Annotated in this window: 17 protein-coding genes; 4 read left to right on the top strand and 13 right to left on the bottom strand. The window is 71.4% G+C overall.

What is annotated here, in order from left to right; genetic code table 11:
* Nucleotides 1-57: 57 nt before the first annotated feature.
* Genes IFT79_RS11210 through IFT79_RS11195 form a run of 4 tightly spaced genes read right to left on the bottom strand, consistent with a single transcriptional unit; the run spans nt 58 to nt 5,196 of the window.
* On the bottom strand, nt 58-2,010 hold the full coding sequence (locus IFT79_RS11210) for a beta-L-arabinofuranosidase domain-containing protein (RefSeq protein ID WP_192124231.1): 1,953 nt from the start codon (nt 2,008-2,010) through the stop codon (nt 58-60).
* Nucleotides 2,011-2,058: 48 nt separating this feature from the next.
* The gene (locus IFT79_RS11205) at nt 2,059-2,937 is read right to left on the bottom strand and encodes a carbohydrate ABC transporter permease (RefSeq protein WP_082452497.1); all 879 of its coding nucleotides are present in this window, start codon (nt 2,935-2,937) and stop codon (nt 2,059-2,061) included.
* On the bottom strand, nt 2,934-3,920 hold the full coding sequence (locus IFT79_RS11200) for a carbohydrate ABC transporter permease (protein WP_192124229.1): 987 nt from the start codon (nt 3,918-3,920) through the stop codon (nt 2,934-2,936). Before IFT79_RS11200 ends, IFT79_RS11205 begins: the two co-directional genes overlap by 4 nt.
* A 19-nt stretch (nt 3,921-3,939) precedes the next feature.
* The gene (locus tag IFT79_RS11195; RefSeq protein ID WP_342211829.1) at nt 3,940-5,196 is read right to left on the bottom strand and encodes a sugar ABC transporter substrate-binding protein; all 1,257 of its coding nucleotides are present in this window, start codon (nt 5,194-5,196) and stop codon (nt 3,940-3,942) included.
* Nucleotides 5,197-5,326: 130 nt separating this feature from the next.
* On the opposite strand from IFT79_RS11195, the gene IFT79_RS11190 reads away from it, so the two are divergent.
* Complete coding sequence (locus IFT79_RS11190; RefSeq protein ID WP_342211828.1) at nt 5,327-6,397, top strand: LacI family DNA-binding transcriptional regulator; 1,071 nt, start codon at nt 5,327-5,329, stop codon at nt 6,395-6,397.
* Nucleotides 6,398-6,617: 220 nt separating this feature from the next.
* Here the strand turns inward: IFT79_RS11190 and IFT79_RS11185 are convergent, their stop codons facing one another.
* The 5 genes from IFT79_RS11185 to IFT79_RS11165 all read right to left on the bottom strand — a co-directional run bounded on the left by IFT79_RS11185 (nt 6,618) and on the right by IFT79_RS11165 (nt 13,337).
* Entirely contained in the window at nt 6,618-7,403 is a 786-nt protein-coding gene (locus IFT79_RS11185) for an SDR family oxidoreductase (protein ID WP_043597604.1), read from the bottom strand.
* A gap of 286 nt (nt 7,404-7,689) precedes the next feature.
* A complete protein-coding gene (locus IFT79_RS11180; protein ID WP_192124227.1) occupies nt 7,690-10,062 on the bottom strand; it encodes a beta-xylosidase/alpha-l-arabinosidase in 2,373 nt (790 codons plus the stop codon).
* 41 nt (nt 10,063-10,103) lie between these two features.
* Complete coding sequence (locus IFT79_RS11175; protein ID WP_056047129.1) at nt 10,104-11,009, bottom strand: carbohydrate ABC transporter permease; 906 nt, start codon at nt 11,007-11,009, stop codon at nt 10,104-10,106.
* Complete coding sequence (locus tag IFT79_RS11170) at nt 11,006-12,040, bottom strand: carbohydrate ABC transporter permease (protein WP_446718860.1); 1,035 nt, start codon at nt 12,038-12,040, stop codon at nt 11,006-11,008. The genes IFT79_RS11175 and IFT79_RS11170 overlap by 4 nt, the downstream gene beginning before the upstream one ends.
* Before the next feature lie 10 nt (nt 12,041-12,050).
* Nucleotides 12,051-13,337: an ABC transporter substrate-binding protein gene (locus IFT79_RS11165; RefSeq protein WP_192124225.1), complete on the bottom strand. Its 1,287-nt coding sequence runs from the start codon at nt 13,335-13,337 to the stop codon at nt 12,051-12,053.
* 147 nt (nt 13,338-13,484) lie between these two features.
* Between IFT79_RS11165 and IFT79_RS11160 the strand changes: the two genes are divergently transcribed.
* Genes IFT79_RS11160 through IFT79_RS11150 form a run of 3 tightly spaced genes read left to right on the top strand, consistent with a single transcriptional unit; the run spans nt 13,485 to nt 15,920 of the window.
* On the top strand, nt 13,485-14,492 hold the full coding sequence (locus IFT79_RS11160; RefSeq protein ID WP_123571912.1) for a LacI family DNA-binding transcriptional regulator: 1,008 nt from the start codon (nt 13,485-13,487) through the stop codon (nt 14,490-14,492).
* A gap of 58 nt (nt 14,493-14,550) precedes the next feature.
* Nucleotides 14,551-15,207: a hypothetical protein gene (locus tag IFT79_RS11155; RefSeq protein WP_192124218.1), complete on the top strand. Its 657-nt coding sequence runs from the start codon at nt 14,551-14,553 to the stop codon at nt 15,205-15,207.
* On the top strand, nt 15,204-15,920 hold the full coding sequence (locus tag IFT79_RS11150; RefSeq protein WP_192124216.1) for a hypothetical protein: 717 nt from the start codon (nt 15,204-15,206) through the stop codon (nt 15,918-15,920). Before IFT79_RS11155 ends, IFT79_RS11150 begins: the two co-directional genes overlap by 4 nt.
* A gap of 257 nt (nt 15,921-16,177) precedes the next feature.
* Here IFT79_RS11150 and opgC read toward each other — a convergent pair whose 3' ends face one another.
* Genes opgC through IFT79_RS11130 form a run of 4 tightly spaced genes read right to left on the bottom strand, consistent with a single transcriptional unit; the run spans nt 16,178 to nt 21,402 of the window.
* A complete protein-coding gene (opgC, locus tag IFT79_RS11145; protein ID WP_192124214.1) occupies nt 16,178-18,724 on the bottom strand; it encodes an OpgC domain-containing protein in 2,547 nt (848 codons plus the stop codon).
* Nucleotides 18,712-19,131 carry an ATP-binding protein gene (locus IFT79_RS11140; RefSeq protein WP_082460371.1) on the bottom strand — a complete coding sequence of 140 codons (420 nt, stop codon included), beginning with the start codon at nt 19,129-19,131 and terminating at the stop codon, nt 18,712-18,714. Before IFT79_RS11140 ends, opgC begins: the two co-directional genes overlap by 13 nt.
* Nucleotides 19,124-19,456: an STAS domain-containing protein gene (locus tag IFT79_RS11135; protein ID WP_056047165.1), complete on the bottom strand. Its 333-nt coding sequence runs from the start codon at nt 19,454-19,456 to the stop codon at nt 19,124-19,126. Before IFT79_RS11135 ends, IFT79_RS11140 begins: the two co-directional genes overlap by 8 nt.
* Entirely contained in the window at nt 19,453-21,402 is a 1,950-nt protein-coding gene (locus IFT79_RS11130; RefSeq protein WP_235452761.1) for a glycosyltransferase, read from the bottom strand. Before IFT79_RS11130 ends, IFT79_RS11135 begins: the two co-directional genes overlap by 4 nt.
* Between the last annotated feature and the right edge of the window lie 20 nt (nt 21,403-21,422).

Here is a 21,422-nt window from a genome sequence, read left to right as displayed (position 1 = left end):
TCGAGGGATGGAACCGGGTCGCACCGCCCTCACGGGCGGGACGTCAGGAGGCGCGGGTCAGCCCTCGACCCGGGCGACGGGCAGCCAGACCCTCATGGTCGACGGCCCGCGGTTCGCCCAGGTGGCGTAGGGCACGAGGGTGACCGCGCCGAGCGGGCCGGTCGCGTCGCCGGGCTCGCCGTACGGCCAGTCGGCGGTGGCCGCGGCCAGACGTGACACCTCGACCGTGGCACCCCGCTCGGTGGTCACCGGTTCGACCGAGGTGTCGACGACCACGTCGTTGACGTCGCCGTCGGGCAGGTCGGTCGACTCGAGCGCCAGCACGAGCGGGCCGCGCTGAACGGCGACCTGGCCGCGCACCGCGTCGATCCGAGGGTCGGGCAGGCTCCACCGGGCCTGCATCGGCAGGTCGACCGTGACGACGTCGCCCGCCGCGAACCGGCCCCGGACGGTCGTCGAGCGTCCGTCCCGCACGGACGGTGTCTGGCCGGGCGCCTCGATGCGTGCCGAGCCCGCCCACGAGGGAATGCGCAGGTCGAGGTCGACCTCGCGTCGCGTGTCGTCGCGCCAGGTGATGCGGACCGCGCCGTCGTAGGGGTAGTCGCTGCGCACCGACAGGGCGATCGGCGTGCCGTCGGAAAGGGTGGTGTCGACGTCGAACTCGCCGTACTGGTGCACCTGCAGCCCGGCCGGCGTCTTGGTCGCGAAGGTCGACTCGACGCTCGCGAGCGTGCGGGCGACGTTCGTCGGGCAGCACGAGACCTCGAACCAGGGCGCCCGGAGGCTCGACAGGGCGCGGGCGTTCAGCTCGTCCTCGTCGGGGGCGACGCCGTCGGTGCGCTGGTGCAACGTGTTCGTGTAGAAGAAGGCACGCCCGTCCTCGCGGGGCGAGGCCATCACGTTGTTGAACAGCGTGCGTTCGATCAGGTCCGCGTAGCGCGGGTCGCCGTCCTGCAGCAGCAGGCGCCACGACAGCATGTTCGAGGCGATGCCGGCGCAGGTCTCCGAGTAGGCGCGATCCGGCGGAAGCTCGAAGTCGGCACCGTACGCCTCGTCCTGGTGGTGCGAGCCCATCCCGCCGGTGACGTACGTGCGGCGCGCGACGGTCGCCTCCCACTGCCGCCGGACGGCGTCGGCGAGTTCGTCGTCGCCGGTCTCGACGGCCACGTCGAGGGCCCCGGCCGCCAGGTACAACGCCCGCACCGCGTGCCCGCGCAGCACCTCGGCCTCCCGCACCGGCACGTCGTCCTGGAAGTACTCCTGGCCGTACTCGATCGGCGCCAGCAGGCCGCGGCCGCGGCGCTCGACGAAGAGGCGCGCGAGCTCGACGTAGCGGGGCTCGTCGAGGGCGCGGCCGAACTCGACGAGCGCGACCTCGATCTCGGGGTGCCCGCAGACCGCCACCCGCCCGTCGGGCCCGAACTCGACCCAGAGGTGGTCGGCCAGGCGGCGGGCGACGTCGACCAGGGCGCTCTCGATGCCGGTCCTCTCGGCCGCGACGGCCGCCTGGAGGAGGTGGCCGAAGCTGTAGAGCTCGTGGCCCCATTCGAGGTTCGAGTAGCGGGCGGGCTGCCAGGGACGACCGAAGCTGGTGTGCAGGTAGCCGTCGTCGTCCTGCGCCGAGGCGACCCGGTACACCAGCTGGTCGTAGCGCGACGAGAGGTCGGCGTCGTGCGATCGGCCGAGCTCCCACGCCATGCCCTCGAGCAGCTTGTAGACCTCGCTGTCGACGAACTCGATGCCGGCGTGCACCCAGCCGGCCTGATGGGACGCGGCCCGGTCGAAGTTGCCCGTCCAGCCGATGCGCTCCATCCAGTCCTCGCAGTGGCGCAGCACGACGTCGGCGTTCAGGCGTTGCTTCTCGGCCCAGTACCCGCCGGTCAGGCGGATCTCGGACGAGTCGAGCGGGGTCAGGGTCGACCGGCCGGGCCGGACCGGGCCCGAGAACGGTGCGGTCGAGGTGTGGATGGTGGTCACGGGCGTGCTCCTCGCGGGATGTGTGGTGGTCATGTCGGTTCGGTCCTGTCGGCCAGGCGCTGTCGGCTCGGGGAGGCCGACTCAGTCCTTGACGGCACCGGCGGTGACGCCGGCGGCGACGTACCGCTGGGCGACGACGAGCAGGACGGTGGCGGGGATCGACGCGACCACGGCGGTCGCCATGATCGAGTTCCACTCCTGGTTGTTGTTGCCGATGTAGCGGTAGATGCCGAGGGTGATGGTCTGGGCCGAGCCGCCGCTGTTGAGCGTCGACGAGAAGACGAAGTCCGACCAGGCCCACAAGAACGCGAACAGCCCGACGGTGACGGCCGAGTTGCGGCTGACCGGGAGCACCACCGAGACGAACGTCCGCCACGAGCCGGCCCCGTCGAGCTTCGCGGCGCTCAGCAACTCGTCGGGGATGCCGCTCATGAACGCGGTGAAGATCAGCACGCCGAACGGCACCGCGAGCGTCGAGTCGGCGATCACGAGACCCCACCACTCGTTGAGGATGCCGAGGTTGAGGTATATCGCGTAGAAGCCCATCGCCATGATCACCTGGGGGATCATCTGCGCGACCAGCAGGACGAAGCTGAGCGCGCCTCCCCCCTTGGGCCGCAGCTTGGCGAGCGAGTACGCGGCCGGTGCCGACAGGGCGACCGTCACGACGACGGTGCCGAGCCCGACCAGCAGGCTCGTGCCGAGGTAGGGCAGCTGCTCCGACACGACGGCCGCGTAGCCGTCGAGCGTCGGATTCGTCGGGAACCACGACGGCGGGCTCTGCCGCATCTGCGCCGTCGGCGTCAGCGAGACGTTGATCATCCAGTAGATGGGGAACAACATGATCGCCGTGAAGACGACGCCGAGGACGGTCGTGGCCAGGCTGCGCCGGCCGGCCCGCCGCGAGGAGGCGCGGCGCACGTCCGATCGCGGGGCGGGGGTCCGGGTGATGACGCTCATGACCGACTCTGCTTCCTCTGCACGCGCAGGTAGACGAATCCGCAGATCAGGGCCATCACGATCAGCAGGTTGCCGACGGCGGCCGCGGGGCCGAAGGTCGGGAGGGTCGAGCCGAAGCCCAGCTGGTACGACCAGATGGCGAAGGTGGTCGAGGCGTCGCCCGGGCCGCCCCGGGTCATGATCCAGATGATGTCGAAGACCTTCAGCGTGTAGACGAGGCCGAGCAGGATGGTGATGGCCGACACCGGGCGCAGCAGCGGGAACGTGATGCGCCAGAACTTCTGCCAGGCGTTCGCGCCGTCGAGCGCCGCCGCTTCGTAGAGGTCACCCGAGATGTTCTGCAGGCCGCTGTAGAGGATGACCAGGTTGAACGGGATGCCGATCCAGATGTTGGCGACGATCACGCTCGTCAACGCCCACTGCGGAGAGGTGAGCCAGTTGACCTGGCTGCCGCCGAAGGTCTCGATGACCGAGTTGACGACGCCGCTCTCGCTGTTGAGCATCCAGGACCAGGTCGACGCGCTGACGATCAGCGGCAGCAGCCACGGCACGAGGAACAACGCGCGCAACGTCGACGACAGCGGGAACCTCTGGAAGAAGAAGACCGCGAGTGCCATGCCGATCGAGAACTGGAATGCGATCGAGACGCCCGTGAACAGCAGCGTGTTGACGAGGGCCGGGCCGAACGTCGGGCTGGCGAAGACGTCGGTGAAGTTCTCGAACCCGATGAACGGTGCCGTGCCGTCGATGAACGACCGCACGGTGTAGTCGCGGACCGACAGGTCGACGTTGCGGATCAACGGGTAGGCGTAGAAGACCGCCAGGTAGAGGACGACCGGGGCGATGAAGGCCCAGGCGGTCAGCTGGCCCGCGTCGGGGCGACGGCGACGCCTCGGGCGGCCGGGGCCGGCGGGCGGGACGTGCGTCCCGCCCGACCGTCCGTCGGTCACGGCCTCACGACGTTCGAGGATGTCGGTGCTCATGGTCGCTTTTCCCGGACGGTCACTTCGTGGCCGACTCGGCGGCCTGCTGGGCCTCGTCGAGGGCGTCCTGGGCCGACGACGACCCGCTGAGGCTGTTCTGGACGGCCTTCCAGAGCTGCTCCGAGATCTTCGGGTACTCGGTGCCGAGGTCGTCGCTCGTGCGCCCCTTGGCATCGCCGACGGCGGTGACCCACGGTTCGAGGTCGGGGTCGGCCTGCACCTGCTGCTCCTGCGCGTCCTTCGTCGGCGCGACGTACGACAGGGTCGTGTCGGTGGCCACGAGGTTGTCGGTGCTCGTCAGGCACGCCCGGATCTTCTCGCTGACGCCGTACCGGGCGTCGTCGCTCTGGACGGGGACCGTCAGGAACTCACCGCCCGTGGGGGCCGGTGCCGCGCCTCCGTCCTTCGCGGGGATCGAGATGATGCCGTAGTCGATGCCCGAGTCCTTGACGCCGGCCAGTTGCCAGGTGCCGTTCTCGCCGAAGGCGTACTCCCCCGTGAGGAACTCCTGCCAGCTCGTGGTCTGCGTGTTGCCGATGACCGAGTTCGGGGCGTAGCCGTCCTCGACCCACCCGGTCCAGAGGTCGAGCGCCGACACGGCGTCGTCGGACGAGAGGTCGGTCAGCTCGGCACCGGACCCCCAGTACCAGGGCAAGAACTGGAAGCTTCCTTCTTCTGTGCCGATGGCCGAGAAGGTGATGCCCTTCCCGCCGGAGGCCGAGACCTTCTCGAGGGCCGAGGTCAGGGTGTCCCAGTCGGTGATCGACGCGGGGTCGACGCCCGCCGCGTCCAGGACGGTCTTGTTGTAGTACAGCGCCAGGGTGTTGGCGCCGATGGGCACCCCGTACGTCGCACCGTCGATCTGTCCGGCCGCGAGGATGTTCTGCTCGATGTCCGAGGTGTCGGCACCGGTCTCGTCGGTGTCGGTCAGCAGGCCCGCCTCGGCCAGCGTCGAGACGACGGGGTTGTCGACGAGCAGCAGGTCGGGCGAGTTGCCCTGCTGGCCGGCGAGGAGGGCCTTGCTCGTCAGGTCGGAGGTGTCGTAGCCGGTGCGTTCGACGGTGACGCCGGCCTCGGTGCCACAGGCCTGCACCAGCTTCGCCCAGTCGGACGAGTCGTCGAACTGCGGGTACGGGTCCCAGAAGGTGTACGTCCCCGACGCGGCCGAGCTGCTGCCGCCGGACGAGCCACCGGCACACCCGGTCATGGCGAGCGACACGGCGGCCAGACCCACGACGGCGACGGCCGTCTTCTTGCTGCGGATGAACGAGATCACAGGAATTCCTCTCTGAATGCTGCGGGTTCCTCGTTCGGAGAGCGCCGCGCGGTGCAGGGGGATGCCGGTGCGCGACCGTCTCGTCGTCGAGAAGTTGTAACCGAAACCGGTTTCGGGTTGAAAGCTACATTTGGCACAGTTGCTTGTCAACACGTTCGTGAACTATTTTCGCTACATGGGTACGAGCAGCGGTGGTCGAGGGACGGGGGCGCCCGTCACGCTCGCGGATGTGGCCCGGGCCGCCGGCGTCTCGGTGGCGACCGCGTCGAAGGCCCTCAACGGGCGGGCCCAGGTGCGCGAGAGCACGCGCGTCAAGGTGCGAGAGGCCGCCGCCGCCCTCTCGTTCACCCCGAACTTCTTCGCCCAGGCCCTCAACTCCCAGCGCACCGGCACGATCGGCATGGTCACGAGCGACCTCGACAACCGTTTCGTCCTGCCCGTGCTGCTCGGCGCCGAGGACGCCTTCGGCTCGGGGTCGCTCTCGGTGCTGCTGGCCGACGCCCGCGACGACGCCCTGCGCGAGCAGTTGCACCTGCAGAACCTGCTCACCCGACGCGTCGACGGGCTCCTGATCGTGGGCCGCACCACCAACCCCCGCCCCCCGGCTCCCGTCCTCGCCGACGTGCCGGTGGTCTACGTCTACGCGCCGTCGACCGACCCGACCGACGCGTCCTTCACCCCCGACAACGTGCAGGCCGGCCGTCTCGCCGCCGAGCACCTCATCGCCAAGGGTCGGCGGCGCATCGCGCTCGTGAACGGCGAGTCGTCTTACGCCGCCTCACGCGACCGGGCGGCGGGGGTGCTGGCCGCCACGCAGGCCGCCGGGCTCGAGCTCGTCGGCGGTGCCTCGTTGTACGGGCAGTGGGGCGAGGCCTGGGGGCGGGACTGCGCGCGCCTCCTCGTCCGGGGCGACGAGACCGTCGACGCGATCGTCGCGGGCAGCGACCACATCGCCCGCGGCGTGCTCGACGCGCTGCGCGACGAGGGCCGGTCGGTGCCGGGCGACGTCGCCGTCATCGGCTTCGACAACTGGGACGTCCTCGTCCGCGAGTCACGCCCGACGCTGACCAGCGTGGACATGAACCTCGAACAGCTCGGCCGGGCGGCCGCCCAACACCTGGTCGACGCGATCGGGGGCTCGACCTCGGCGGGCGTGACCTACGGAGCCGTGCGCGTGCACGAACGCGAGTCGACCGGCTGACGCGCGGCGCGCCTCCTGCTCTGGCCCTCCGCGCCGGCCCGGTGGCCTCGCTGCCGGCCTGGTGCCGCCCCGGCCTGCAGCGCGACGAAGAACCCGGTTCCGAACGATGCACCCAGAAGGAACGGGGTGCATGGTTCGGAACCGGGTGCGAGGCGGCAGGAGGCGCGGGTCGGCGACCGGCGGAGGCGCGGGCCGGGACTCGGGACGCCCCGCGGGTGCCTCAGTACTTCGCGGACTGCCCGCCGTCGATGGGCACGACGGCCGCGTTGACGTAGGTGGCGTCGTCCGACAGAAGGAAGGCGACGACCGAGGCGATCTCGTCGGCCTTGCCGTAGCGCTTGGTCGGGTTGATCTGGATGAACTGCTCGGCGGCCTTCTCGGGGTTCTCGGCGTCGATCTGACGCATCGAGGCCTCGACCATGGGCGTCCAGATGGCGCCGGGGGCGATCGCGTTGACGCGGATGCCGAACTCGCCGTACTCGACGGCCGAGTTGCGGGTCAGGCCGACGACGCCGTGCTTGGCCGCGGCGTAGCCCGACTGGTTGCCGACGCCGCGGATGCCGCCGACGCTCGCGGTGTTGACCACGGCACCGCCGTCGCCCTGCGATCGCATGACGCCGAGCACCTTCTCGAGGCCGAGGAACACCCCGCGCAGGTTGATCGAGACGACCTTGTCGAACTCGTCGGCGCCGAACCGCTCGGTGAGGTTCTGCTTGCCCTCGATGCCGGCGTTGTTGAAGAACGCGTCGATGCGCCCGAAGCGCTCGACCGTCGCCGACACGTAGCGCGCGACGTCGTCCTCGCTCGACACGTCGGCGACGACGGTCAGCACCTCGGCCCCGGGGACGGCCTCGAGCACGGCGGCCTGCGAGTCGGCGAGGCCCTTCTCCGAGACGTCGACGAGGGCGAGCTTCGCGCCCTCGCTCGCGACGCGGACGGCGGCGGCCCGGCCGAGGCCCGACCCTCCGCCGGTGATGAGGACGACCTTGTCGGTGAAACGCTCCATGGGACGGGCTCCGGTTCTCTCGTTCGGTGAGGCCCGACACGGCGCCGGGCCAGTGGTCGCGCGACCGTGCGCGACTCGCCGTAAGGCTACACATGTCGCCTTACTGCGCCCTGACCGTGGTGGCCGCGCCGCGCCTCCCGCCGCCCCGCGCCGCGCCGCGCCTCCCGCCGCCCCACGACGCGACGAACCCCGTTCACGAAGACGAACCACGAGAAATCGGGGTTCATCTTCGTGAATGGGGTTCGGGGCGCAGGAGGCGCGGGTCGGCCACCCGAGGAGGCGCGGGTCAGCGCCCGGCGCGCGTCCCGATCTCGACGCCCACGATCCGCTCGTCGGCGATCGTCACGGGGTACGCGTCGCCCGTCAGCCGCACCGTCGCCTCGGCCTCCCGCTCGGCGCACGAGCCGCCGACCCAGAGCTCGACGTCCCCGGGCTCGACGACCCGTCGGTGCTGCCGGTCGGTCAGCGCCAGACGGGTGGTGGGGACGCGGAAGACGACCCGCGCCTCCTCACCGGGTCCCAGCGCGACGCGCGCGTAGCCGAGCAGCTGCGCGACGGGCCGGGTGACCGAGCCCACGACGTCGTGCGCGTAGAGCTGCACGAGGTCGGTGCCGGGGCGGTCGCCCGTGTTGGCGACCGTCACCGAGGCGACGAACGAGCCGCCCGCGGGCACCTCGGCCGAGTCGACGACCAGGTCGGAGCGTCGCCACGAGGTGTACGACAGCCCGTGGCCGAAGGGCAGCACCGGCGTGCTGTCGGCGCTCGTCACCTCGGACGGCCCGCCGAGCACCGGGTGGAGGTACGAGAACGGCTGCGCGCCGGCCGACCGCGGCAACGACACGGGCAGGTGCCCGGACGGCTCGACGCTGCCGGTCAGGACGCCGGCGACGGCGGCCCCGCCCTCCTCCCCCGGGAAGAACGCCTGGACGACGGCGGCGGGCGCCCCCGCACCCGACACCGCCCACCCGATGGCGTACGGCCGGCCCGAGAGCACGACCATGACGGTCGGCGTGCCGGTGGCGACGACGGCCTCGACGAGCTCGCGCTGCACCCCGGGCAGCTCGAGGCTCTCGACGTCGTTCCCCTCGCCGACGGTGCCCCGGCCGAACAAGCCGGCCCGGTCGCCGACCACGATGACCGCGACCGCAGCGCCCCGGGCGGCCTCGACCGCCGCGTCGATGCGTGACCGGTCGTCGCCCTCGACGTCGCAGCCGGCCTCGACGACCACCTCGGCGGAGGGCAGCTCGATGCGCATGGAGGCGGCGACGGTCGGCAGATCGATGCCGAGCGGCACGCCGGGGTGGTGCGCCAGCACGTGGTTGACGAACGAGTAGCAGCCCATCAGGGCCTCGGCGCTGTCGCCGTTCGGGCCGACCACCGCGACCGACGCCGGGCCGGTCCCCGCGACGACGGCGCCACCGGTGGCCCCCGCCGCGCCCCGCACGAGCGGGAGCACGCCGTCGTTCGTCAGCACGACGACCGACTCGTCGGCCAGCCGCCGCGCGACGGCCCGGTGCTCGGCCGAGTCGAGGTCGATCGCGGTCGGCGGTGGCGTCTCGAACGTCTCGTCGAGCAGCCCGAGCTCCTCCTTCTCGGCGAGCACGCGGATCACCGCCCGGTCGACCAGCGCCTCGTCCACGTCTCCGGCCCGCACCCGCTCGGCGAGGGGCGCGAGGTAGGCGTCACCGGTGGGCAACTCGACGTCGATGCCGGCCTCGAGGGCCAGCGCGGCGGCCTCGCCCCGGTCGGCCGCGACGGCGTGCATCACCTGCAGGAACGCCACCGAGAAGTAGTCCGACACGACCACGCCGTCGAACCCCCACCTGCGGCGCAGCACCTCGGTCAGGTACGACGGCGTCCCGGCGACCGGAACCCCGTCGATCTCGGCGTACGAGTTCATCACCGACCGCACCCCGCCGTCGAGCACGGCCATCTCGAACGGCGGCAGCAGCACGTCCTCGACGAACCGCGGTCCGACCTGCGCCGGTGCGTGGTTGCGCCCCGCCGCCGAGGTCGAGTAGCCGACGAAGTGCTTGAGCGTCGCGTGCACGCCGGCCGCCTGCAGCCCCTTCACGTAGGCGGTGCCGATCGTGCCGACGACGTAGGGGTCCTCGGCGATGCACTCGTCGACCCGACCCCAGCGGGTGTCACGGATGACGTCGAGCACCGGCGCGAGACCCTGGTGCACGCCGAGGTCGCGCATGGACCCGCCGATCAGCCGGGCCATCTCCTCGACCAGCTCGGGGTCGAACGACGCGCCCCAGGCGAGCGGCGTCGGGAACGTCGCGGCCTGCCAGGCGGCGAGGCCGGTCAGGCACTCCTCGTGCACGAGCGCGGGGATGCCCAGTCGGGTCTCGTCCCGCAGGCGGCGCTGTTCGCGCCACAACCAGGAGGCGCGCTCGACGGGGTCCACCGGCCGCGTCCCGTAGACCCGCGTCAGGTGCCCGAGCCCGTGTCGGGTCGCCTCGACGTAGTCGCCCGACGTCGCCATCTCGCCCTGCATCGGGGCGACGTTCTCGGCGCCCTGGTCGACCCACCAGCCGACCAGCTGGGCGAGCTTCTCGTCGAGGGTCATCTCGGCCAGCAGCGACGCCACCCGGTCGGAGGCGCGGGGTTCGCCGACCGTGAGGGCCTGCGGTCGGTGAGCGGTGTCGGTCATGTCGGCTCGCGCCTCCTGGTCTGTGACGGTGTCGGTGGCGGTCATCCCTTGACCGCCCCGGTGAGCCCGCCGACGATGCGGCGTTCGAAGAGGCTGAAGAAGATCAACGCGGGCAGCATCGAGAGCGCCGTGAAGGCGAGCACCCGTGCCGTGTCGACCGAGTACTGCGACGAGAACGCCTGCACGCCGAGCGGCAGGGTGAACGTCGACGGGTCGTTGAGGATGAACAGCGGTAGCAGGTACGAGTTCCAGGCACCGATGAAGGCGAGGATGCCCACCGTGATCACGCCGGGCAACGACAGCCGGACGACCATCCGGAAGAAGAAGCCGAGGCGGCTGCAGCCGTCGATGAACGCGGCCTCCTCGATCTCGTCGGGGATCGCACGGAGGAACGGCACGAGGATGATGATCGTCGTCGGCAGGGCGAAGGCGATCTGCGGCAGGATGACGCCGGCCAGCGAGTTCGTCAGGCCCAGGTCGCGGATCACGAGGTACAGCGGCGTGATCGCGACGGTCATCGGGAACATCAGGCCCGCCGCGAAGAGCGCGTAGAGCACCCCGCGACCGGCGAACCGGTAGCGCGCCAGGACGTAGCTGGCGGCCAGGCCGAGTGCCACCGTGCCGATCGTGGTCGCCCCGGCCGAGATCAGCGAGTTGCCGACCTGCCGCCAGAACGTGCCGCCGGTCAGGACGTCGAGGTAGTTGCCGACCTGCCACGGGCTCGGGAACCCGGACGGGTCCGTCGTGATCTGCGCGTTGGTGCGGAACCCGCCGATCACGATGAACGCGACGGGCGCGAGCATCGCCACGATGACGACCACCGCGACCACGTACGCGACGCCGCGTCCGGGGTCGGCGATGCCGCGCCTCCTGCGGGTCGACGGCCGGGGCGCCGCGGGTGCGGGGGTGCCGCCGCGGGGGCGGGCGGGCAGGGTGCTGGCGGTCATCGTTCTTCTCCTGCGGTGGTGGCGGAGGTCGTGACGGCCCCGGCCGTGTCGCGTCGCAGCACGAAGCGCTGGTAGACGAGGGCGACGACGAGCGAGATGAGGAACAGCACGACCGCGACGGCGTTGCCGTAGCCGTAACTGCCCGAGGTGCGGCCGTTGGCCACCATGTAGGTCGCCATGGTCGACGTCCCGGCGGTGGCCGCGATGTACTGACCCCAGATGATGTAGACGAGGTCGAACAGCTGCAGCGAGCCGATGATCGACAGGAACGCCCAGATGCGCAGGGTCGGTCCGAGCAGCGGCAGCGTGATGCGGCGCTGGATCTGCCACCAGCTCGCGCCGTCGATCGCCGCGGCCTCGCTGAGCTCCTCGGGCACGCCCTGCAGCCCGGCCAGGAAGAGGATGACGGCGAAGCCGACGTACTTCCAGGTGATGATGACGAGCAGGGTCCAGATCGCGATGCTCGGGTCGGCGAGCCAGTCGGTCGCGAACGAGCCGAGGCCGACCTTGGTGAGCAGGTCGTTGACGGCGCCGCTGCCCTGGAGCATGAGGCTCCAGCCCGTGCCGACGACGACCTCGCTGATGACGTAGGGCACGAAGATCAGCACGCGGATGAGCGACTGACCGCGCAGCTTGCGGTTGAGCAGCAACGCGAGCCCGATGGCCACCGGGCCCTGCAGCACGAGCGAGAGCACGACGATCGTGGCGTTGTGCCGCAACGCGTCGAGGAAGGTCGGGTCCTGGAAGATCGTGACGTAGTTGCGGAACCCGACGAAGTCGGTCGGCGGGCCGAAGCCCGACCAGCTGAAGAAGCCGTAGTAGGCGGCCATCACGATCGGGAAGACCACGAACGCCAGGAACACGACGAGGGCGGGACCTACCAGCAGGGCGATCTCGAGGCCGCGGGCGCCACGCCCCTTCCGGGACGCGGCCCGGGAGGCCGCCGGGGGCGAGGCGAGTGCCTCGCCCCCGGCGGTGGCGTGAGGCCGCGAGGGTGCGGCGGGCCGCACGGAGGGTTCGCGGAGACTCACGATCCGACCTCTACGCCTTCTTGGCGGCGGCGTCGACGGCGTCGACGAACTGCTGCGGCGTGCCGTCACCCGAGAGCAGGTCGACCACGGCGACGTTCATCGCGTTGCCGACGTTCAGGCCGTAGACGGTGTCGAGCCACTGCGAGACGAAGGGGGCGTCGTTGTAGGCGCTGAGCACGTCCTGCAGGTAGGGCTCGGTGACGGCCTCCTGGGCGACCGTGTTGACGGGAGGCGCGTTGAAGGCTTTGTAGTAGGCCGTCTGCACGTCGGGGGTCGCCAGGTAGTTCAGGAAGTCGACGCACGAGTCGGGCGCACCGGCCGAGCACGAGTACCCGTCGACCCCGCCCATGATGGCGCCGGTCTCGCCGTCACCGCCGTCGACGGCGGGGAAGGGGAACCAGCCCAGGTCGGAGAGCGGCTGCTGGTCGGGCGTGAGCGACGCGATGACGCCCGGGTTCCAGGCACCCATGAGCTCCATGCCCGCCTGGTGGTTGGCGATCAGACCGGCCGAGCTGCCGGCGCCCTGCTGGGCCGCCGTGGTGAGGAACCCGTCGTTGAACGGCTCGGTGTCGCGGAAGTCGGCGAGGTCCTCGGCCGCCTTGACCCAGCAGTCGTCGCTGAAGTCACGGTCGGTCGCGGCCTTCTCGAGCACGTCCGAGCTGCACGAGCGCAGCGCGAAGAAGAAGTACCAGTGGGCGGCGGGCCAGGCGTCCTTGCCACCGAGGGCGACGGGCGAGACGCCCGAGCCCTTCAGGGCGGTGACGGCCTGGTCGAGCTCGTCCATCGTCTTCGGGGCCTCGGTGATGCCGGCGGCGTCGAAGAGGTCCTGGCTGTACCAGAAGCCACCGGGGAGCACGGCGACGGGCATCGAGTAGACCTTGCCGTCGACCGAGCCCGACCCGAAGGTCCCCTCGCTGATGTCCTTCTTGGCGTCCTCCGAGATGACGTCGGTGAGGTCCTTGACCTGTCCGGCCGAGACCATGGCCTGGAGCTTGCCGCCGCCGCGCTGCAGGAACACGTCGGGGGCGTCGCCCGAGTTGAGGGCGGTCTGCAGCTTGCTGTCGAAGTCCTCGTTCTGCACGGTCTGGACGTCGATCTTCACGTCCGGGTTGGCCTTCTCGAAGTCGGCCGCGGTGGCCGTCCAGAAGTCCTGGCCGGGGCCGGTCGTCGAGTTCTGCCAGAGGGTGAGCGTGCCGTCGTCCGACCCGCTTCCGCCCCCGGTGCTGCAGCCGGTCAGCAGTCCCGCTCCGATCAGCAGGGCCGCAGACCCGGCCAGGAGCCGTCGAGATGTGGTCATGGTTCCACCTTTTCCTCTTCGTTGAGCGGCCGTGGTCGGCCGAGCGTGCCGTGCTCCGATGCGCGGCATGGCCTCAGTGTCGAAAACGTCCGGACAGGTGTCAAACGTTTTCGAAAACCATTTCCGTCGGGCTAGGCTGCCGACGTGATGACGGCACGGGTGACGATCCACGACGTGGCACGGGCTGCCGGGGTGTCGGTCGCGACGGTGTCCAAGGCGGTCAACGGGCGCTACGGCGTCTCGGCCCAGGCGATCGAGCGCGTCATGGCAGCGGTCGACGAACTCGGCTACGAGTCGAGCCTCGTGGCCAGCAGCATGCGGGCCCGCCGCACCGGGGTGATCGGCGTGCTCGTGGCCGACTTCGAGCCGTTCAGCTCGGAGGTGCTCAAGGGGGTCGGGGCGGCCGTCCGGTCGCGGGGCGCCGAGTACGACCTGCTGGCCTACAGCGGGGCGCACCGCGGCGAGAACACCGGGTGGGAGCGTCGCTCGCTCAGCCGGTTGAGCGGCACGCTGATCGACGGCGCGATCCTCGTCACGCCCTCGGTGCTGACCACCGCCGCGAGCATCCCCGTGGTGGCCGTCGACCCGCACACCGGGCGCACCGACCTGCCGTCGGTCGAGGGCGACAGCCGGGGCGGGGCGCTGCTCGCCGTCGAGCACCTGCTCGGCCTGGGACATCGGCGCATCGGCTTCCTGGCCGGGCGTCCCGACCTGCGCTCGGCGTCGTTGCGCGAGGCGGGCTACGTGCAGGCGCTCCGGGCGGCCGGCATCACCCGCGACCCGGCGCTGACCCGCAACGGCGACTTCGAGTTGACGGCCTCGCGCCAGGCGGCCCGCTCGCTGCTGACGAGCCCCGACCGGCCGACGGCCGTCTTCGCCGCCAACGACCTCTCGGCCATCGCCCTGCTGCGCACCGCGCTCGACCTCGGCCTGCGGGTGCCCGACGACCTCAGCATCGTCGGGTTCGACGACATCCCCGAGGCCTCCCGCGAGTCGCCTCCGCTGACCACCGTGCAGCAGCCGATGCAGCGGCTCGGCAGCGCGGCGGCGGGCATGCTCTTCACGATGCTCGAGGGCGGCGAACCGGCCGCGCCCGAGGTGCAGCTGCCGACGCGGCTCGTGGTGCGCGGGACGACGGGGCCGCCGCGCGGGTGAGCGCGACCTGCTCCTGCTCTTCCACAATCATTCGCGTTCGCGTACGGTTGTGCACACCATGGCCGAACTGAGCGCGTCCGAATACGCGAGACGTCACGACATCTCGACCCGTCGTGCCCAGGCGGCCGCAGCGGCCGGACTGCTCGACGCCCGGTGGGTCGGCGGACGATGGCTGATCGACGACGCCGTTCCGCATCGACGGCAGCCCGGCCGACCGCTCTCGCACCGGTCGGCCGACGCCCTGGTGGCTCGGCTGACCGGTGACCCCGACTGGGCCGTCGGATTGTCGCCCAGCGAGCGGGGCCGGACGCTCGCCCGGGTCGACGAACTCCGGCAGGGCACGACGCCGTCCGACCGCCTCGCCCTCTGGCTGCGGACCGCCCACCCCACGGCCCAGGGGTTCGAGGCACCGGCGGCCGACCTCCCCGATCTCCGACTGGACACCCGGCTCACCCCCGGGGGCAGCAGCGACGAACGCTCGGGCATGAGCGACGGCGGCAGGCTCGAGGCACACGTGTCCGCCGCCGACCTCGACGCCGTGGTCCACGAGTACCTGCTCGTCCCGTCCCGCCGACCGAACGCCGCCCTGAGGGTCCACGACGGCGCCGCACCGCGCCCGCTGCCACTCGGCACCCTCATCGCGGACCTGGCGACGAGTGCCGGACCACGAGAACGGGCCGCCGCCGACAGGTTGATCCTCGAGGGCTCGCGATGATCGTCGCGCCCACGCTCCGAGCCGCCCAGGCCGACGCCTGGCACGCCCTCTTCGAGGTGCACGAGCGCCTGCCGGCCGGCTGGGCCGTCGTCGGCGGCCAGATGGTCCAGTCCCATTGCTGGGAGCGCGGGTCGACGTCGGCCCGCCCCACGAACGACGCCGACACCGTGCTCGACGTGAGGGCACATCCGACGATGCTGCTGCGCTTCACGACGGTCCTGCGCGACTGCGGATTCGTCGCGGACGGCCAGAGCTTCGAGGGCCATCAGCACCGCTGGGTCCGGGGCGAGGCCCAGATCGACGTCCTCATCCCCCGCTTCCTCGGCGAGCGCGCGTCGTCCCGTCGCGGGATCACCGGCGGGACGACCCTGGCCGCACCCGGTGCCCAGGGCGCCGTCGACCGAGCGCGCGTCGTCGAGGTCCGGGTGAACGGCCGCGACGGTGCCGTCCTGCGGCCGACCCTGCAGGGCGCGCTCCTCGCCAAGGCCGCGGCCGTCGAGATCCCGGGAGACGACCACACGCGACACCTCGTCGACATCGCCACCCTCGGGTCGCTCGTCTCCCGCCGGGATCGAGTGGCGACGGACGTCACCGAGACCGAGCGTCGCCGCATCCGTGCCGCCCTCAGCCTCATCGAGCGCGATCCGCTCATCTGCCGGGTCGCGGACGTCGAACCGATCGTCGTGGACCGGCTGCGCCTGGCCTTCGCCTGACGACCCCGCAGACCCCGGTGTCGCCCTTGACACCAGAGTCCGTGCCGAGAGTTCGGGCTCCCGACCGTGCCGACGGTTCGGGCCGCCGACGGCGTGCCGCGACAGGGTCGGTCGGACACGGGGCACCCCAGGAGGCACCCGGGCATGTGTTCGGAGCGGCACGCCTCCCCCGTTTGGGCGACGTCGCGAGAAAGACGGGAACGCAGGAGGCGCGGGTCACGCGACCCGCGCCTCCTGCGTCCTCGGCGGCCCGCCGCTCAGCGGGGGATGACCGAGAACAGGAACTTCTTCTTCACCATCACCCAGAGCAGCAGCACCGAGACCACGTGGACGATCGTGCCGACGACCACGTCCGAGCGGTCCAGCCCGGGGATCGACGCGACGGCGAGCACGAAGAAGACCTGCCAGATGAACACGTAGAGGCTGGCCTGCCCGAGGGGGACGTAGAACCAGCCGAGGGCCGCCGAGATCGGCTTCCAGAACACCGTGAGGATCGCGTAGACGCAGACGACCACGAGGGCCACGTCGACCAGCCGGCCCCACTGCATGTCGACCCGCTGGTAGCCGGTCGCGTACAGGGTGTCGTAGAGGCCCGTCGGGATCGGCCCCGGGGCGAACCCGTAGGCGTGCCCGGCCCAGATCAGCGCGAGGAACCCGGCGTAGCCGACGACCCCCACGCCGACCAGCACCTTGCCGAGGCGGGTGGTCAGCGCCGTCACGATCCGACGCCGGTACCAGCCGATGACGAGACCGTGGGTGAAGAGCACCTGCCAGGCGAAGAGCGGGAACACCGGCTCGAACTGCGACGGCAGGAGGTGGACGTCGGGGAAGACCACGCCGACGGCGTAGACCGCCCAGCTGACCAGCAACACGGCCCACCAGGCACGCCGCTTGATCGCCCACATCAGGGCGGGGATCGTCAGGCTCAGCACGACGAACAGGCCCATGATGTTGAACGGCCACGGCCCCATCTCGAGCAGCAACAGCTGACGCACGGCGTACCACGGCGGCGGGTAGTCGAGCAGGCGGTCGACGTTCGGGTACAGGTCGTAGACCCGCCCCTCCGCCGAGGTGCCGGTCATGCCCGTGCCGCGGTCGGTGAAGGTCGTGACCGCGTCCGTGTTCAGCAGCGGCACGAAGCTCAGCGCGAAGACCACCAGGATGACCGCGAGGGTCACGACGTACTGCTTGCGCGCCCGCACGAAGGCGCCGATCGCGGCGGCCTTCTCGCCGTACTTCTTGATGCCGAGCGGGTAGACCATGCCGAGGACGATGCCGCTGAGGAACACGAACATCTCGGCGCCCGTGATCGCCCCGACGGCCTTCAGCGTGACGAACGAGAACGGCCCCGCGACCTCGATGTGCGTGATGACGACGGCCAGGATGATGAACCCGCGGAAGAGGTCGATGCGCAGGTCGCGACCGGGTGATCCGTCGTCGGGGTAGCGCCAGCGGGGCAGCAGGCGCCCGACGACGCCGCTCACCAGGAAGACCAGGGCGAGCACCACGGCACAGGCCACGATCCAGCCCATCTCGTCGCCGCCGCCGTCGCGGACCTGCACGGTCGCGGCGTCGCCGTCGGTCGAGGTCACGCGGTCGGTGACCGGCCCGAGGTCGATCCGGTCGGACGCCTCGAGATCGGTGCGCAGCGCCCCGGCGATGCCCGACTCGGCTGTGGCCCGCCAGTCGACGGGTCGGTCGCCCGCCTCGGCCTCGTCCCGCTCGACCTCGAGCCAGGTGACGCCGGAGATCCGGTCGTGGGTCGGCAGGGCGTCCAGCACCTGACGCCACCAGCCCTGCTTGACGTCGAGCTCGGGGGCACCGTCGAACCCGGCGGCGTAGAGGGCGCCCGTGTCGAGCAGCATGGGTCGGTCGCGCCCCTCGGCGAAGCGCTCGTAGAACGTCGACGGCTGAGCCTCGGTGTAACCCCAGGTCTCGTCGAAGCGTGCCTCGACCTCGCCCGCCGCCGGGGCCTGGTTCTCGACCAACGGCACCGACGTGCCGGCGGCCGTCGAGGCGCTGCCCTTGGCGAAGAAGAACATCGACTGGCCGACCCAGTCGACCGCGTCGTCGCCGGGGTAGTAGGGCCCGTACGGGTCGTCGGCCTCGGTGACCCGCCCGTCGTCGTTCGTGTCGAGCAGGTCGACGTCGCCCGAGGGGGTCTCGGTGAGGCGGCCGACGGCGTCCGAGAACGGATAGCCCGCACCGTAGGACGGAGCCCACACCATGCGGGCCTGCGAGTCCCCGGCGTGCACGACGTCGGCGAGGGCCCGGAACGCCCCGACGAACGCCGTGGGCTGCTGCCCCCAGCGCTGCCAGTTGCCGTTCATCTCGGGCGCGAAGCGCACCAGCTGGAGCGTGCCGTACTGCCGGTCGATCTCGGTCAGCAGGTCGTCGGCCCGGCGCGCGTCCGCGGCGTCGAGGTCGGCGAGCCGCCCGGTGGGCTCCAGGCTGACCACGAGCACGGCGCCCTGGGCGGCCGCGGCACGGGCCGACCGGCGCCACTCCTCGACCGCGCCCTGGTCGAGCGGGTAGTCGATGTTGACGCCGTACAGCGACGGCGTCGCGCCGAGTCGACCGGCGTAGCCGTCGGGTCCGTCCGAGCCCCAGTCGAGGTCCGGGCCGACCCACGTGTCCGAGGGTTCAGGAGGCGCGGCGGCGGCCGACGCGGACGTCGCGTCCCCGAGCACCGCCGGCCCCAGCACCAGCGGCACGAACGCCGCGACGGCGAGCAGGGCCGCGCCGATCCGGCGGGCCGCCCGCCGAGGTGGCACCGTCGCCGACGGGTGCCTCAGCGTCGGCACACGAGCGTCCACACGTTGCGGCCGTCCTCGTGGCGGTAGTCGAGGCTCTCGAGGCTGAGGAGCGCCAGGGCCAGGCCGCGACCGTCCTCGTCCTCGAGGTCGGCCATCGAGACGGCGCTGAGGTCGATCTCGCTGGGCATGCCGTTGTCGTGGAAGACGGCCGTCAGCCGGTCGTCGGTGGCGGAGAGCTCGAGGGTGAAGCGGCGACCGCGGTCGGCCTCGGACCGGCGCGAGTGCTCGACGACGTTCGCCGCGATCTCGACGATCGCGGTCTCGAACGAGAAGCGCGTCTCGAGCGAGTCGTCGCCGAGCGAGGTCCACCACGCCTCGAAGGCGTTCTGCACCAGGTCGATGCTCTCGGGTTCGACGGCCACGTCGATGACGACGGGGCCGGGACGCTCAGTCATCGAGGGCGGCCGAGACCGAGGCGCGGGGCTTGAGGATGCGGTCGAGGTTCGTGAGGCGCAGCACCATCGAGACCTGCTCGGTGGGGGCCACCAACCGCAGGTCTCCCCCGGCCTGGCGTGCCGACTTGAGGCACGACACGAGGGCCCCGAGGCCCGACGAGTCCACGAAGGTCGTGCCCGAGAGGTCGACGATGATGAGGCGGTCGCCGGCTGCGAGACGCGCGGCCACCTCGTCGCGGAGTTGTGGTGTCGAGACCACGGTGAGGCGCCCCTGTGGGGAGAGCACGCAGCCGCCTTCGACGGCCTCGACGGTGACGGTCATCATGATTGTTCCTTGTCGTGGGGTGCCGAGGGCCCCGGGTAGAGAACGGCCCGGACGATGATGCTGAAGATCACCAGGTCGAAGAGCACCCAGGCGATGTTGACGAGCGGCGCGAGGCCCTCGGCCTGCCCGGTGGCGTAGCGGACGCCGACCAGGACGAGTGCGGCGACGAGGCAGGCGACGGCCCAGATCTGCGGTCGGACGAGGTCCCACCGGGGGCCGGTGGCCGCCTGCTTCGTCTTGGGCGTCACCGAGAAGCCGAGCGCGCGGCCGCGGTAGACGTTCTGGAACGCCGTGGTGACCGAGGCGATCCAGACCGGGAAGAGCGCCAGCGAGTACTGCTGCCCCCGCCAGGTCGGCCTGCCCGCCGCGACCACCCAGAAGAGCAGCTGGTTGAAGACCAGGAAGGGGATCAGGCGGGCGAAGAAGTCGACGCTGTAGGCCTGCACCGGCACGACGCCGAACGACAGGCAGAGCACGGGCGCCGCGATGTAGACCACGGCGGCGAAGCCCGAGAGGTAGCTCCACATGGTGGAGAAGTACATGAGACGCTGACCCCACGACAGGCCCTTCTGCACGAGCGGGTTCTCGCGGAAGAACACCTGCATGGTGCCCTGGGCCCAGCGCAGACGCTGCGTCATCATGGTCGCGAGGTCCTCGGGCGCGAGCCCGATCGCGAGGATCTCGTCGTGGTAGACCGACCTCCAGCCCAGCCCGTGGAGGCGCATCGCCGTGGCCATGTCCTCGGTGACCGAGATCGTGGCCAGGGGCATGATCGCCTGCGCCTCGGAGCCGCGGTCGACGTCGAGCGCCCCGACGAGCAGCGAGATCGACTCGATGGCGGCGAGCGGGGAGGACGACCGCTGCGCGAGCAGGTCGAGGGCCGCCTCGTCGAGGGCGTCGAACGTGTCGGGGCCGAGCGACATGGCGGCGAGCTCGGCGAGGTCGCCCTTCATGGCCGCGAGGTCGGCGTCGGCGAAACGGAAGGCGATCGTGTCGATGCTGCGCTGGAACCGGTAGGTGACGTCGCCGATGGACTCCCCCGCGGCGAACTCGGCCCGGGCCCGCTCGACCACGGTCTCGGCGTCGTCCAACGCCTCGAGCACGCGGGGCTGGCCGACGGCCTCCTCGCGTGCCCGCACCAGCAGCTTGCGCGACGTGCGGACGGCTCGACGCACGGCCGCCTCGACCTCGGTGACGTACCGCGCGACGCCCAGCTGCATCAGCGCCTCCCGACGGAGTACCGCGTTCGACCCGCAGAAGAAGGCGCTGTTCCAGCCGTCCTTGGACTGTTGGATGGGGCCGTAGAACAGCGGCGCCTGACTGCCCAGGGGGTCGGACTCCGGCACGTTCTCGAACCACTGCGGCGTCTGCACGAGAGCGATCCGCTCGTCCTTGAAGTAGCCGAGGGTGCGGTCGAGGATCTCGGGCTTCGGCACCTGGTCGGCGTCGAGGATCAGCAGGAACTCGCCCTCGGTCGACAGGAGGGCGTTGTTGAGGTTGCCGGCCTTCGCGTGGCGCGGCCGGTCGGCCCAGTCGTCGGACCGGGTGATGACGCCGATGCCCGCGGCCTCGGCGGCGGCACGGATCTCGGGGCGACCCCCGTCGTCGAGGATCCACGTCGTGTGCGGGTAGTCGATGCGCTGCGCCGCGAGGGCGGTGCGCATGACGAGCTCGACCTCCTCGTTGTACGTGGTGACGAAGACGTCGACCGTGACCCGCGTCTCGAGGCCCTCGGGGTCGGGAGCGGTCGGTGGCTCGCCACGTTCACGCAGCCGCCAGGCCCCGAGGCCGAACAGCAGCGAGTCGATCACGCTGTACGTCTCGGCGAGGATCAGCGGCACCGCGATCCACCACGACGACCAGTTCACCGAGGCGGCCCAGCGCCAGACGATGTAGTTCAGGCCGGCGAGCGACGCCAGCAGGACCGCCACCCGGATCGCGACGATGCGGCGACCCGGGGTGGTCC

Source organism: Frigoribacterium sp. CFBP 8759 (assembly GCF_014841655.1).
In the GTDB taxonomy this organism is placed as follows: Bacteria; Actinomycetota; Actinomycetes; order Actinomycetales; family Microbacteriaceae; genus Frigoribacterium.
Note: the sequence above shows the minus strand (reverse complement) of the source record. Positions and strands in the feature narration are given on the sequence as shown.